Genomic DNA, 14,212 nt, shown 5'->3' on the forward strand with positions numbered 1-14,212 from the left:
GATCACAGCAGCGGTCCGGAGGAGACAGGTAATGAATGAGGACGCAGTCACAGCTACACTGCTCCAACACTTCCGGGAGGATTGCAAGGGACTTTCAGGTATTCTCCCATCATTCGGCTGAGGGAAACTACGAAGGTACCGTACTTCGATGGATCGGGAACGCCATTTCCGCGTAGATCCACGCATCTGTTAGGCTGTTAAGCGCTGTTTTCCAGTCGGCTACGTAAATCGGGAGCGATGGATGAGAGCGACGAATGGACTGATGAGCGCTCTTCATCTTGGGATCGCCGGGTCGGTTTTCAGCGAGGAATTCCTGTCGTGTATGACACTGGACCCGGGCGGGATCTGTTAGGACATGCGTGATGACATGCAGGCGTCAGGAAAGATCTCCGTTTGCCTTGTCGCGATGTCGGTGAGATGGATAGCCGGGGCGGTCCGGCTGGGTGGTTCGATCGCGCATTGTTCCATACTCCCGCACGGAAGATCCCGTGGAAATCGTCCGATGAAGGCGGGCGGGTGTGATGGCTCGGGCGGAATGAATTCCGCGTTCCCAGTGGGCATTCCCTGATGGAGCGCACCACACCGTAAGGTGCGCTCGCCGATGATCCCGGACGTGGGAAAATTACATCTCCGCCCATTGGCGGATCAAGTTGTGATACACGCCGGTGAGTTGCACCGATGATTGGCTCGCCGCCTCGTGGTCGGGCAGGGCGGCGGAGAGGCGCTGGATGGCGATGTCCAGGTCGAAGAGCAGGGAGCGCTGCTCGTCCGAGCGGATCATGCTTTGCAGCCAGAAGAAGGAGCACAGCCGCGTGCCGCGAGTCACCGGGGTCACCTGGTGCAGGCTGGTGGAGGGGTAGAGCACCATGTGGCCGGCGGGGAGCTTCACGCTCTTCGAGCCGTAGGTGTCCTCGATGATGAGCTCGCCGCCGTCATACTCCTCCGGCCCGGCGAAGAAGAGCGTGCAGGAGAGATCCGTGCGGATGCGGTGCGGCGTGCCGGGGATCTGGCGGATGGAGCTGTCCACGTGGGTGCCAAAGGTCTGCCCGCCCGAGTAGCGGTTGAACATCGGAGGGAGGAAATGAAGGGGCAGCGCCGCAGACTGGAAGAGCGGATTGACGGCGAGCGCGCGCAAGATCGCATCGCCCACCTCGCGGGCCACCGGGTGGGTGGCGGGGATCTGCATGTTGTCCTTTGCCTTCGCCGCCTGATGACCGGCGGTCGCCTTGCCATCCTGCCAGTCCGCCGTTTCAAGCAGACGGCGGCATTCAGCGGTCTGTTCGGCGGTCAGGACATCGGGGATGCAAAGGATCATGGACTTGTCTCGTCCCGGGCAGGGGTGGCGGGTCAAGGCGAATCCCCGCAATCAGCGGCCAAACCGCCATCGATTAGCGCTCGGTTGCCGTTTGCGTCACCCGGATGGAATTACTTTGACAGGTGGATTCAATTGAGACGCATTCGCAACAGTCTTCGCCGCGACGCCATTGCGCCCGGCACGACTCACTGATTCCGCGTCCAATGAACTCCCACGACTCCAGTCTTCGTGCCTCCCGGCTTCCGGAAGGATTTGTCTTCACCGGCACCCTGTTTGCCCTCGGCCAACTCGCTGCCCAAACTCCCGCTGTCACCGCCCCGAAGAAGGACGAGCAGAAGACGGAGAACATGAGCGAGCTGGTCGTGCAGGCCGACCTCGAGAAGAGCCTCTACAAGCCGGAGCGCCTCCAGACGCCGAAGCAGACCCAGCCGCTGCGCGACGTCGCCCAGACCGTGACCGTGATCCCGGCGGACGTGATGCGCGAGCAGGCCGCCTCGAATCTCCGCGACGTGCTGCGAAACGTGCCCGGCATCAGCATGCAGGCCGGTGAAGGCGGCGGCGGCCCTGCCGGTGACAATCTCGCGATCCGCGGCTTCGCGGCGCGCTCGGACATCTTCGTCGATGGCATGCGCGACGCGGCCAGCGGCGGCTACTCACGCGACCCCTTCAATTTCGAGCAGGTCGAAGTGACCAAGGGCCCGTCCTCCGCCTCGACCGGCCGCGGCTCCACCGGCGGCTCCATCAACATCGTCACCAAGACCCCGCACCTCGGGAACTCCTACGGCACCTCGCTCAGCGGTGGCACGGACGACTACATGCGCGGCACCTTCGACCTGAATCAGGAATTCGCCGGCTGCGGTGCCGTTCGCCTGAATGGCGTCTGGCACGAGCAGGACATCCCGGGCCGCGATGGTGTGGAAAACAAGCGCTGGGGTATCGCCCCGTCGATCTCGTGGGGCCTCGGCACCGACACGCGCTTCACGCTGACCTACATGCACCTGGATCAGGACAACACGCCTGACTACGGCATCCCGTGGATCCCGCGGAACAGCGCCACCAACCCGCTGCTCCAGCCGGGCGTGCCGATCGTGGACTTCGACCGCTGGTATGGCAATCCGCTGCGCGACTACGAGGAAATCCAGACCGACCTCATCACGGGTATCTTCGAGCACGACTTCAGCGATGACCTGAAGCTGCGCACCACCTTGCGCTACGGCCGGAATGACCGCGACTCCGTCACCACCGCTCCGCGCTTCGCCGCCATCAATGACACCACGCCGGCCACGAACCCGACGACCACGACGCTGAACCAGCAGTTCCAGTCGCGCGACCAGCTCGACGAGGCGCTCTTCGGCCAGGCCGACCTGCGCTATGACTTCAGCACCGGCAGCATCGAGCACAATCTCGTCGGTGGCTTCGAAGTGGGCCGCGAGAAGTCCCGCAACTACGGTCGCTCCGTGTATGACCCGGCCACCGGCCTGCCGGTCGCTGGCAATCCACAGATCGACTTCTTCACCGGCCAGGTGATCATCCCCTTCACCGGTGTGATCCAGCGCAATGGCTCCATCACCCAGACCATCTCGGACACCACCGCCTTCTACCTCTTCGACACGGCGACGATCAACGAGCACTGGGAGATCTCCGGCGGCGTCCGCTGGGATAGCTACGACGTGGAGTACGCCTCGCGTGCCGCCTCCGGCGTGGTGAGCCCGCTGGAGCGCGAGGACTCGATGTTCAGCTACCGCGGTGCCATCACCTACAAGCCCGTCGAGCAAGGCAGCATCTACCTCGGCTACGGCACGTCCTTCAATCCCTCCACCGAGAACCTGACGTACATCGCTGCCCCCACCGGCACGAACAACACGCTCAGCCTCTTCCAGGCGGACCCGGAGGAAAACGAGACCATCGAGCTGGGCACCAAGTGGGAGTTCTTCAATGACAAGCTCCTCCTCAGCGGTGCGATCTTCCGCACGGAGAAGACGAATGCGCGCACGACCGATCCGGCCGACCCGACCGTGGTCACGCTGACCGGCGAGCAGGTGGTGGAGGGCTTCGAGCTCGGCTTCACCGGCGCCATCACGGACAACTGGCGCATCATCGGTGGCTACACCTACCTCGAGAGCGAGGTGAAGGCCTCCGCCGTGGCCGCAGAGCGCGGCTCCGAGGTGAGCAATACGCCGAAGAATTCCTTCAGCCTCTGGACCGTCTATGACCTGCCGAAGGGCTTCTCCGTCGGCGTGGGCACCCAGTACGTGGACAGCCGCTACAACAACAACAACCCGACCACACGCCAGGAGGCCCCCGACTTCACCCTCGTGAATGCGATGGCCAGCTACGCGATGAACGAGAACGTCACCTTCCAGCTCAATGTCGATAACGTCTTCGATGAAGACTACATCGACCGCGTGGGCGGTGGCCACTTCGTCCCCGGCCAGGGCCGCTCGATCATCCTGAGCGCGAATATGAACTTCTAACCGTTCCCCCTCCTTTCATAGGTTGCTGCAACGGGTCGGGAGGTACGCCAGGGCGTGCTTCCCGGCCCGATTTTCCGTCTTTCGTCAATGTCCGCCGCCAATCCAGCCCCCGTAGAGTCCGCCTTGAAATCCACCGCCGACGCGAAGAAGCGGAAGGCCTTCTGGACAAAGCAATTCTACCTCTGGCACTGGGTCAGCAGCGCCATCTGCCTGGCGGCGATGCTCCTCTTCGCCTTCACCGGCATCACGCTGAACCACGCGAAGGACATCCCCGCGAAGCCGAAGGTGAACGAGGTGAAGCTCGTCCTGCCGGAGGACCTCGCGAAGTCCATCGCCTACCAGAATGAGGCGGACACCGAGGCGCCGCTGCCGGATGAGATCTCCAAGTGGCTCGCCAAGGAGCTGCGCACCACCGTGAAGGGCAAGTCCGCCGAGTGGTCGGAATTCGAGATCTATCTCAGCCTGCCGCGCCCGGGTGGCGATGCCTGGCTGACCATCGACCGCGAGACCGGCGACGTGGTGTACGAGCTCACGAAGCGCGGCGCGATCTCCTACCTGAACGACCTGCACAAGGGCCGGAACACGGGCACCGCGTGGTCGCTCTTCCTCGACGTCTTTTCGGTGGCCTGCATCGTCTTCTGCCTTACCGGTCTGGCGCTCCTGTGGGTGCATGCGAAGCGCCGCCCGAGGACGTGGCCCGCCGTCATCGCCGGCATCCTGTTGCCCGTCATCATCATCATCTTCTTCGTCCATTGATCTGATCCCCATGAAAAAAGCATTCCTGCTGCTGACACCGGGACTCGCCACGGCGGGTGCCGGGGAAGTCCAGCTCACCATCGAAATCCCCCGGCTCGAAGTGGCCGAGTACCACCGCCCCTACATCGCCGCCTGGCTGGAGAAGCCGGACAAATCCCACGCCGCGAACCTGACCGTGTGGTACGACACGGAGATGAAGAACGCCGAGGGCGAGAAGTGGCTGAAGGACATCCGCCAGTGGTGGCGGAAGAGCGGCCGCTCGCTGAAGATGCCCGTGGACGGCGTGAGCAGCCCCACACGCCCCGTGGGCACGCACACCGTGGCCATCTCGGACAAGGCCGTGGACATGACCAAGCTGGCGGAAGGTGAATACACGCTCGTCGTGGAGGCCTCCCGCGAGGTCGGCGGCCGCGAGATGGTCCGCGTGCCCTTCAAGTGGGACGGCAAGACCACCGTGGATGCCTCCGGCGCCGGCAAGACCGAGCTCGGCAAGGTGGCCATCAAGATCGAGACGCAAGCTTCCAACTGAACACCGCTTCCCAAGCCAACCGCATCATGAACAAGAAACCGATTCTGGCGCTCGCCGCCCTCGTCGCCCTCTCCAGCCCGGCGCTCGCGCACCGCTTCTGGATCGTGCCGTCCTCCACCGTGCTCTCCGGCGAGCAACCGTGGGTCACCTTTGACGCCGCCGTTTCCAACAATCTCTTCTTCCCCGACCACGTCGCTCCCGCCGTGGAAGCCTTCCAGGCCACCGGCCCGGACGGCAAGGAAGTGACCCTGCAGAATGGCGCGAAGGGCAAGTACCGCACCGTCTTCGACATCGCGCTGGAAAAGGAAGGCACCTACCGCGTGGGCACCGTGCGCGAGATGATCCTCGCCACCTGGAAGGAAGACGGCGAGACGAAGAACTTCCGTGGCAGCGCCGCCGACTTCAAGGCCGCCGCCCTGGACGGCAAGCCGGAGCTGAGCGTGACGGAGAGCTACTCGCGCGTGGAGACCTACGTGACCCGCGGCGAGCCGAACAAGGAAGCGCTGAAGCCCACGGGCAAGGGCCTGGAGGTCGTCTTCGACCAGACGCACCCGAACGACCTCTTCGCCGGGGAGAAGTCCGTCTTCACCCTCCACCTGAATGGCAAGCCGGCCGCAGGCGTGAAGGTCAGCATCATCAAGGGCGACGACCGCTACCGCAGCGAGGCCGGCGAGATCGCCGCGACCACGAATGAGAAGGGTGAATTCGAAGTCACCTGGCCGGAAGCCGGTCGCTTCTGGGTGAATGCCGCCGTGGGTGGTGGCCGCGGCCCGGGTGCCGGTGGCCCGCCGCAGGCTGGTGGCCAGAAGCCCGCCGGTGCCCCTGCACAAGGTGGCGGTGGCGGCGGTGGTGGTGCCCGCTCCGGCTACACCGCTGTCTTCGAGGTGCTTCCCGAGTGATCGACCCCGGTCACATCATGACCTCGCGCCGGGTCGTCATCCCGCGCGATCTCCCAGCGAATGCACTCCGCGGGGCCGGCAGCGGCCTCCCGGTGTGCGAGCTGGAGGGGGAAACCATGGGCACCTCCTGGAGTGCCCGCCTGCAGCTTCCGCGCGGTCTCGACCGGGAATGGGCGGAAGCCGCGCTCACCTCGTCCTTTGCGCTCGTCATCCAGCAGATGAGCCATTGGGATCCGGCCTCGGAGCTGTGCCGCTACAATCGCGGCGCGCCCGGCTCGTGGCACGGCATCTCGCCGGAATTCTTCACCGTACTGTCCCGCGCGGTCGATGTCGCCCGCGCGTCTGGCGGCCTGCTGGACCCCACGCTCGGGGAGATCGTGGACCTCCATGGCCACGGTCCCTCGGGGCCCGGCCACCATCATCCCGGGCGGGTGCCGGAGGCCCGCGGCAGGGCAGGGTGGGAGAGGCTGAGATTTGACCCCATGGGCCGCGCCTGGCAGCCCGGCGGCCTGCGGCTCGACCTGTCCTCGATCGCGAAGGGCTACGCCGTGGATCTCGCCGCCGAGCGGCTGGCCTCGCTGGGCGTGGAGCACTTCCTCATCGAGATCGGCGGGGAATTGCGCGGCCACGGGTGCAAGCCGGATGGCGAGCCATGGTGGGTCTCGCTGTCCCGGCCCTCGGGCTCGGAGGATCTGCCGGAGACCGTCATCGCGCTCTGCGGGCTGTCCATCGCCACGTCCGGCGATGCCTACCGGCGCCACCTCATCGACCCGCGCACGGCGGACGCTGCCGATGGAAGGCTCGCCGCTGTCACCGTCCTCGCCCCGTCTTGCATGGACGCCGACGCCTGGGCCACCGCGTTCTTCATCGCCGGAGCGGAAGAAGGCATGCGCCTCGCCGAACGCGAAAGGCTCCCCGCGCTCTTCACCCTGCGACATGCCGATGGGGAGGATGGGGGAGGGCGCGAGGGATGCCGCTACACCGAGCAATGGTCGCCCGCCTTCGCCGCCATGCTGGATTGATCCCGCAAGCATCGGCATCGGCGCAGCCGGGAGCGCTGGCTTCAGCCGGCTTGGACGGTGGGCGAAGCACGGACGAGCGCTGCTTTTCGCTCCAGCGCGAAGGCCGTCCACGGTGCCGCCCCCCTGGGAGCGCGTGCCACTGGCGCGCTTGGCAGGTAGGCGAAGCAACCTATTCAGCCCGTCCAATTATTCATCCGCTCACCGCCGCAGGCGGAGCGCCAGGCATCAGACCGGCCCGAAGCCACCCTCCATGTCGTCGGAGAACCCTGTGCCATCGTGGTCCGCATCGCTCCGCGTGCGGCGAAGCAGTTCTTGAAAGCAGGCTTCGATCTAAGGCTCTTGAAGGACGTAAGTGAAAGCGGGCTCATATAAAGCTTCCCCGGACCGGCGAACCGCACGCGGAGCGATGCGGACCACGATGGCTTCAGGTGGCAGCAGCTTCTTCGGTCACCTCGACCGCACCTCCAAGCGAGCCAGTGGCACGCGCTCCCAGCGGAGCCCTACCGTAGAAAGCGGCTACTCATCACGGGAGCAGGTAAGGCCCTGATTTCAAGGCAATATGCATGTTTGACTCTCCCTCTCGCGGATTGTTTCGCGGCGGCCTTGGCCAAGTTTGACGTGAGGCGCGGATGCCCTATTCCTACGTCCGCCTCCCTACGTCCGCCCCATCCATGCCCATCCATCATCGTCACCTCGCGGTGCCCGCGAAAAAGGCAACCACACTGCCACTTTACCTCGGGTTCGCTGCCGCGGTGATCTTCTTCCTCTGCAGCGGCTACATCACCTTCCGGAATATCGTGGTGCTCCGCGAGGCATCCCGGGAGATCGAGGAGACCCACTCGGAGATCGCATCGCTGGAGCGGGTGCTTGCGTTGATGAAGGACGCGGAGACCGGGCAGCGGGGATTTGTCATCACGGGGAACGAGAGCTACCTGCAGCCCTATCGCTCGGCGCGAACGGCACTGGCGGCGGAGATGACGCGGATGCGGGAGGCGACCAGCGGGTCCACGGATCAGAAGGCGCTCTTCCTCCAGATTGAGTCGCAGATCTCGGCAAAGCTGGCCGAGCTGGATGAGACGGTGAGCCTCCGGCGCGACAGCGGCTTCGAGGCTGCGCGGCAGGTCGTGGACACGGATCGCGGCAAGCAGATCATGGACGACATCCGCGAGAACCTGGGGGCTCTGGCGGATGAAGAGCGGCACATCCGCGAGGCGCGCTTGGAAGAGAGGGAGGCGGCGCAGAGCGTGGCGCTGGCCAGCGGTCTGGTCACTGCGGGGCTGGGCATCGCGCTGTCAGCCATCATCACGTGGCTCATCCGCCGCGCCCATGCGGTGCGCCGCCGTCAGGAGTGGTCGCAGGCGGGGAAGCTGGAGATGTCCGCGGTGATGTCCGGCGAGAAGGGGATGATACCTTTGGCGGAGAGCATTCTCACTTACCTTTCACGCCACTTGGACGCGCATGCGGGAGCGGTTTTTGCCATGCGCTCGGGTTCCTTCGATCGGGTGGCTGCCATTGGCGTGCCGGCGGGCAGCGGCTTGCCGGATCGCTTCGAGGCGGGCGAGGGACTGCTTGGTCGCGCCGTCGCGGAGAAGTCACTCCAGCGCATCGACGACGTGCCGGAGGACTACCTCGCGGTGGGCTCAGGGCTGGGCAAGGGCACTCCCCGGCATCTGGTCATCCTCCCGGCGCTGGTGGACGAGTCGGTGAATTGCGTGATCGAGCTCGGCTTCATCCACCCGCTCGACCGCGCGGCGGAGGCCTTCCTGCTCGACGTGTCCGAGCAGATCGGCGTGGCGATCAAGTCCGCGGCCTATCGCGAGCATCTGCAGGAGCTGTTGGAGGAAACCCAGCGCCAGTCCGAGGAGATGCAGGCGCAGAGCGAGGAGCTCCGCGTCTCGAACGAGGAACTGGAAGAGCAGGGCCGCGCGCTGCAGGAATCGCAGGCCCGCCTGGAAATGCAGCAAGTCGAGCTGGAGCAGACGAACGAGGAACTGCTGGACCAGGCGAACGCGCTGGAAGACCAGAAGCGGCAGTTGCTGCTGGGCAAGGAATCGCTGGAGCAGCAGGCGCGCGTCATCGAGCAGGCGAGCCGTTACAAGTCCGACTTCCTAGCGAACATGTCGCACGAACTTCGCACGCCGCTGAACTCGGCGTTGATCCTCGCGAAGCTGCTTTCAGAGAACCGCCCCGGCAACCTAACGGACGAGCAGATCAAGTTCGCCGTGACCATCCAGACCGCGGGCAATGACCTGCTGAATCTGATCAACGATGTGCTGGATCTCTCGAAGATCGAGGCCGGGCACATGGAGGTCCATTCCGAGACGGTCAGCATCCCGCGTATGCTCACGGGCCTCGGCGATGTCTTCCAGCCGGTGGCCACGGGGAAAAGCCTGCGGCTTGAATTGTCCGCCGCGCCCGGAGCGCCGGAGCAGATCGTGACCGACTCGAAGCGTCTGGAGCAGGTCTTGAAGAACCTGCTCTCGAACGCGCTGAAATTCACCGAGTCGGGATCGGTGCGGCTGGAAGTGACAGCGGTGGGCGAGCAGGTCGCCATCTCCGTGACGGACACGGGCATCGGCATCTCGCCGGAGCATCAGGGACTCATCTTCGAGCCCTTCTCACAGGCCGATGGCAGCACCGCGCGGAAGTATGGCGGCACCGGCCTGGGGCTCTCCATCTCGCGGAATCTCGTACGCCTGCTCGGTGGGGAGATCACGCTGGCAAGCGAGCCGGGGAAGGGGAGCGTCTTCACCGTGCATCTGCCCCTCAGCCTGCGTCAGGCGGAGCTTCGACAGGAATTCATCCCGACGCCCGGAGTGGCGGTGCAGGCCGCTCCCGTGACTCTGCCGCCCGCCGCCGCCTCGGTGGTGATGGCGCGCATCCCGGACGATCGCGAGCAACTGGATGCGGAAAGAAGGATCATCCTAGTGGTGGAGGATGACGAGGCATTCGCGAACATCCTCCACGACCTCGCGCACGAACTGAGCTTCCAGTGTCTCGTGGCGACGAGTGCGGAGGAGGGGCTGCTTCTCGCGAGGGAGCACCTTCCGAGCGCCGTGCTGCTGGACGTGGGCCTGCCGGATCACTCCGGACTCTTCGTGCTTGAGCGCCTGAAGGCGGATCCGCGGACGCGTCACATCCCTGTCCACATCGTTTCGGCGAATGATTACTCGCGCACCGCGCTCTCGCTCGGAGCGGTGGGATACCTGCTTAAGCCGGTAAAGCATGAGGAGCTGGTGAATGCCCTGCGCGGTCTGGAGACACGCCTCACCCGCAAGATGCGGAGAGTGCTGGTGGTGGAGGACGACCTCGTGCAGATGGAGGCACTCGGTCATTTGTTAGAGTCCAGCGAGGTCACCACCGTGGGCGTGGGCACCGTGGCGGAGTGCTTGGAAAAGCTGAGCACGGAGACATTCGATTGCATGGTGCTGGACCTGAGCCTGCCGGATGCATCCGGCTTCAGCCTGCTTGAGAAGCTGAGCGAGGGAGACTCATACTCCTTCCCGCCGGTGATCGTTTACACGGGCCGCGACCTGAGCACGGAGGAGGAGCAGGATCTCCGCCGCTACTCGCAGTCCATCATCGTGAAGGGTGCGAAGTCGCCGGAGCGCCTGCTGGATGAGGTGTCGCTTTTCCTCCATCAGGTGGTGTCGGAATTGCCGCCGGAAAAGCAGCGGATGCTGAAGATGGCGGGCAATCGCGATGCCGTGCTGGAGGGACGCTGCATCCTTATCGCCGAGGACGACGTGCGGAATATCTTCGCCTTGACCAGCGTGCTGGAAGGACGGGGCATGAAGCTGAGGATCGCGAGGAATGGCAAGGAAGCCATCACCGCGCTGGAGGAAGCCCAGGGCGATCCGGAGAAGCAGATCGATCTCGTGCTCATGGACGTGATGATGCCGGAGATGGACGGCCTCACCGCCACGCGGGAAATCCGCAAGCGCCACGAGTGGGCAAGGCTGCCCATCATCACGCTGACCGCGAAGGCAATGAAGAGCGATCAGGAGCAGTGCCTAGCCGCCGGTGCGAACGATTACCTCGCAAAGCCGCTGGACGTGGAGAAACTGCTATCCCTCATCCGCGTGTGGATGCCGCGCTGAGTCCGCGTGTTCCATTGCCATGTCCTGCTCACCCGAGATCGAAACCCGCTTCTTCGCCGACGACGGTCGCACGCCTAACAATCCGACGCTGCCGCTGCTGATCCTGCGCTCGACGGGGGCGGCGGACGCTGACGATCCCGCCGCGTGGCTGGAAAAGACTTTCACCTCGAACGGATGGAGCGGCACGTGGAGATGGGGCGTGTATCCCTATCACCACTATCACACCACGACCCACGAAGTCCTCGGTGTCTCCCGCGGAACCGCCACGCTCATGCTTGGCGGAGAGGCCGGCGAGAAGTTCGAAGTGCATGTCGGGGACGTCCTCGTCCTCCCCGCGGGAGTCGGCCACATGGCCGTGAGTTCATCGGAGGACTTCCAGGTGGTCGGAGCCTATCCGGGCGGCGGAAAGCCTGACCTACTCCGGTCAGGTGAAGGCAATATCGACGCGGCCTGTGGCAGGATCGAAAAGGTGGAACTGCCCAACCGCGATCCGATCCATGGCCCCGACGGCCCGCTCATGGAACACTGGCGGTGAATACCATGTTGGCCGGGCGCACGTGCACCCGGCCAACGCTGCCGGTCAGTGTCCTTCGGCGGGGTCCGGCAAGCGGACCTTCACACCGGAAAAGGATGATCCATATTGATTGCCGACAGTGCAGTAGCGGCGCACGCCGATCATCCCGGAGCGGTAGGTGCCGTCCTGCACGGTGATGAGCGGTTGCGGCGAATCACCGATGAAGACACGGATGGTGTCGCCTTTTGCCTCGACGCGCAGGCGGTAGCTGCGGTCGGCTTCGATGGGATACTCCACGATCTGCAGCGGATGCCACTCGCCGCCTGCCTTGCCCAGCATGACGGACTTGCCCCCCGCGGAGATGGCCGCGTAGTAGCCGTCGTAGGCATTCGCCCCGAGCGCGGGATTGCTGGTGCGGAAGATCAGCCCGGCATCGCCGTGCGCGCCGACGAGCACGTCCGCCTCATAGACCAAGTCGGAGAAATCAGTCCCCTCGGCCACGGCATGCGATCCGCCGGAACCGTGATCCATGTAAACGTCACCGAGCGTTTCCAGCTTTCCGTCCTTCACTCGCCATCCGCCGCCGAAAGTGAGCCAGCCATTGTAGTTCCCGGAGGCGAAGGAATCCTCGAATTCCCGTGCAGGCGGCACCGGCTCACCCAGCACGGGGAAACTGGTGATGCGGAGCATCCCGGCACCGAAGGGGATCAACTCCAGATCGGTCCATGGCGTGTCTGGATTCACCGGACTCTGGGGCGGCTCAAGCGCGGCATTTCCCTCGGCATTGAGACGCCACTGGGGCACGAGCTTCCCGCGGGCCTTCAATCTAACAGGTGTCGACTCCCTCTGGAAGGGACGGCGTGTCATCGGCTTCGTGGTGACCGGGAATGACGACGCGGGATCTTTCGCGTCCACCGCCAGCGCGTGGTTCCACTTGGAATCCGGCTGGATCTCGTAGGCCTCGAATCCTTGCACGGGTCCGGCAGCGAGTTCCTTCTGCTGCTCCTTCACTGGCAGCGAATAGAGCAGCGGGCCGCGCTTCACGGAGACGGAGCCGTTCACGCCGTGCGCGGTGCGGACCTGCATGGGCAGGACCACGCGCACCTTGTCGCCGCTCTTCCACGTCCGCTCGATCCGCGCGAAGCTACCCGCCTTCGGCGAGCCGGCGAATTCACCATTCACCTCGATGGCCGCACCATCGCACCAGGCGGGGATGCGCAGCGACAGTGGGAACTTCACCTCGCGTGCCGTCGTGATCTCATACACCGCCGTCTCATTGAAGGGATAGTCGGTGGAAACCTTCACCCCGACCTGCGTGCCGCCCGCAACCTTCGCGATCAGCTTCACGGGTGCGATGGCGATCTGGGCGAGTCCGCCGTCCGCCGTGGCAGCCCATGAGTTCTGCACCAGCTTCGGCCATCCCATGTTGAAGTTGAAGCAGCAGCACGGGAAGCCCGAGCGGTGGGAGGGCACGGTGCCGTCCTCCTTGTCCTGGTTGAAGCCGCGGAAGCTCTTGCGGGCCACCGCGTTGTTCGGGATGCAGTAGTAGACGTGCTGGTGGATGTCCTCGGAGAAGGAGCCCGGCAGGAGATTGAATGCCATCGTCTCCAGCGAATCGCCGATCTTCGCGTCGCCCAGCACCCGGAGCGTCGCGGCGTCCGAGAGGATGCGCTCGACGGTGGTGCAGAGCTCCACGCCCTGGCTGGTGGATCGTCCGGAAAGCATCTCGCTGCCCGAGTTGATGCCTACCGCCAGCCCGTGGTCACGGTCGAGGTGGGCGATGCCCTTGTCGTAGGCCTCGCGGTCCGCGGCCTTGCCGGATCTCTGGAAATAGACCGCGGGCATCTTCAGCGCTTGCGCGACATTCACCGCGTGCTTCGGCATGGAATCACCTCCGTAATCCATGAAGCGGTTCTCCGAATAGATCTCCGTCCACGGATAGGCCTGGGAGGCGAGTCGGTCGGCGAGTTCCAGGAGCGCACGATCGCCGCTGCGGTTGTAGAGCCAGAAGACATTGTCGATCTCGTCCCCGGCCCGTGCCCGTCCCCACGCACCCAGCGGCCTCTTGCCGAGGGTGGAACTTTGATACTTGTAGTAGGAAGCGAGGAAGGCGAGCACGCGCTCGTCCCCGGTGGCCTCGTGGTAATCCCGCATCACGTGATTGACCACCATCCGTGGCCACCAGTCGTTGTTGGAGGCGGGGCCGTAGGATCCATCCGGGCGCTGCGAGGCGAGGATGGCGTCGATCCATGTGCGTGCCCTTTTCTGGAGCACGGCATCGTCGAGCTGCCAGGCGAGGGGGATGAGGCCTTTGAGGTAGTAGGGACCTCGCTCGCCATTCTCGCCGGTGCCGCCCTTCCACCCGCTGTCAGGTCCCAGCTCCGGCTGCAGCTCCTCGGCATGGCCGGTCAGGCCGTCGCGCTGCATTTCCAGCATTTCCTGCAGCCAGCCCTCCGCCCGCACGGTGCCGAGCGGCAGTGCGACCCAGGCCGACTCGAGCAGCGGCGCGCGATTCAAGGCGGCGGCCTTGGACGGCTCATCGGCTTTCACTGTGCCACCGACCGCTGCCATCAGGAGCGCGGACGCCATCTTTCCAGAATTCC

9 protein-coding genes are annotated in these 14,212 nt (G+C 64.8%); 7 read left to right on the plus strand and 2 right to left on the minus strand.

The genetic code is table 11. The features are described 5' to 3' along the window. Nucleotides 1–622: 622 nt before the first annotated feature. Nucleotides 623–1,315: a Fe2+-dependent dioxygenase gene (locus tag OKA04_RS00240; RefSeq protein WP_264499099.1), complete on the minus strand. Its 693-nt coding sequence runs from the start codon at nt 1,313–1,315 to the stop codon at nt 623–625. A gap of 203 nt (nt 1,316–1,518) precedes the next feature. Here OKA04_RS00240 and OKA04_RS00245 point away from each other — a divergent pair, with 203 nt between their 5' ends. From OKA04_RS00245 to OKA04_RS00275, 7 genes are all read left to right on the plus strand, one after another. Next, a complete protein-coding gene (locus tag OKA04_RS00245) occupies nt 1,519–3,789 on the plus strand; it encodes a TonB-dependent receptor (RefSeq protein ID WP_264499100.1) in 2,271 nt (756 codons plus the stop codon). 87 nt (nt 3,790–3,876) lie between these two features. Next, nucleotides 3,877–4,545: a PepSY-associated TM helix domain-containing protein gene (locus OKA04_RS00250; RefSeq protein WP_264499101.1), complete on the plus strand. Its 669-nt coding sequence runs from the start codon at nt 3,877–3,879 to the stop codon at nt 4,543–4,545. Nucleotides 4,546–4,555: 10 nt separating this feature from the next. Further along, complete coding sequence (locus OKA04_RS00255) at nt 4,556–5,074, plus strand: DUF2271 domain-containing protein (RefSeq protein ID WP_264499102.1); 519 nt, start codon at nt 4,556–4,558, stop codon at nt 5,072–5,074. A 26-nt stretch (nt 5,075–5,100) separates the two neighbouring features. Then, nucleotides 5,101–5,973, plus strand: a complete 873-nt coding sequence (locus OKA04_RS00260) for a DUF4198 domain-containing protein (RefSeq protein ID WP_264499103.1) — start codon at nt 5,101–5,103, stop codon at nt 5,971–5,973. Nucleotides 5,974–5,990: 17 nt separating this feature from the next. After that, the gene (locus OKA04_RS00265) at nt 5,991–6,995 is read left to right on the plus strand and encodes an FAD:protein FMN transferase (RefSeq protein WP_264499104.1); all 1,005 of its coding nucleotides are present in this window, start codon (nt 5,991–5,993) and stop codon (nt 6,993–6,995) included. A gap of 671 nt (nt 6,996–7,666) precedes the next feature. After that, nucleotides 7,667–11,095 (plus strand): response regulator, encoded by a 3,429-nt coding sequence (locus tag OKA04_RS00270; protein WP_264499105.1) that lies wholly within the window; start codon nt 7,667–7,669, stop codon nt 11,093–11,095. Nucleotides 11,096–11,114: 19 nt separating this feature from the next. Further along, the gene (locus OKA04_RS00275) at nt 11,115–11,630 is read left to right on the plus strand and encodes a cupin domain-containing protein (protein ID WP_264499106.1); all 516 of its coding nucleotides are present in this window, start codon (nt 11,115–11,117) and stop codon (nt 11,628–11,630) included. A 45-nt stretch (nt 11,631–11,675) separates the two neighbouring features. On the opposite strand, the gene OKA04_RS00280 is transcribed toward OKA04_RS00275, so the two are convergent. Beyond that, on the minus strand, nt 11,676–14,198 hold the full coding sequence (locus OKA04_RS00280) for a beta-L-arabinofuranosidase domain-containing protein (protein WP_264499107.1): 2,523 nt from the start codon (nt 14,196–14,198) through the stop codon (nt 11,676–11,678). Between the last annotated feature and the right edge of the window lie 14 nt (nt 14,199–14,212).

The sequence above is a fragment of the Luteolibacter flavescens genome, from assembly GCF_025950085.1.
Classification (GTDB): Bacteria; Verrucomicrobiota; Verrucomicrobiia; order Verrucomicrobiales; family Akkermansiaceae; genus Haloferula; species Haloferula flavescens.

What these genes read in the sequence shown, in the direction of transcription:
- OKA04_RS00260 (WP_264499103.1), top strand. Translation starts at nt 5,101, where the DNA reads ATGAACAAGAAACCGATTCTGGCGCTCGCCGCCCTCGTCGCCCTCTCC.
- OKA04_RS00255 (WP_264499102.1), top strand. Translation starts at nt 4,556, where the DNA reads ATGAAAAAAGCATTCCTGCTGCTGACACCGGGACTCGCCACGGCGGGT.
- OKA04_RS00250 (WP_264499101.1), top strand. Translation starts at nt 3,877, where the DNA reads ATGTCCGCCGCCAATCCAGCCCCCGTAGAGTCCGCCTTGAAATCCACC.
- OKA04_RS00240 (WP_264499099.1), bottom strand. Translation starts at nt 1,315, where the DNA reads ATGATCCTTTGCATCCCCGATGTCCTGACCGCCGAACAGACCGCTGAA.
- OKA04_RS00270 (WP_264499105.1), top strand. Translation starts at nt 7,667, where the DNA reads ATGCCCATCCATCATCGTCACCTCGCGGTGCCCGCGAAAAAGGCAACC.
- OKA04_RS00275 (WP_264499106.1), top strand. Translation starts at nt 11,115, where the DNA reads ATGTCCTGCTCACCCGAGATCGAAACCCGCTTCTTCGCCGACGACGGT.
- OKA04_RS00265 (WP_264499104.1), top strand. Translation starts at nt 5,991, where the DNA reads ATGACCTCGCGCCGGGTCGTCATCCCGCGCGATCTCCCAGCGAATGCA.
- OKA04_RS00280 (WP_264499107.1), bottom strand. Translation starts at nt 14,198, where the DNA reads ATGGCGTCCGCGCTCCTGATGGCAGCGGTCGGTGGCACAGTGAAAGCC.
- OKA04_RS00245 (WP_264499100.1), top strand. Translation starts at nt 1,519, where the DNA reads ATGAACTCCCACGACTCCAGTCTTCGTGCCTCCCGGCTTCCGGAAGGA.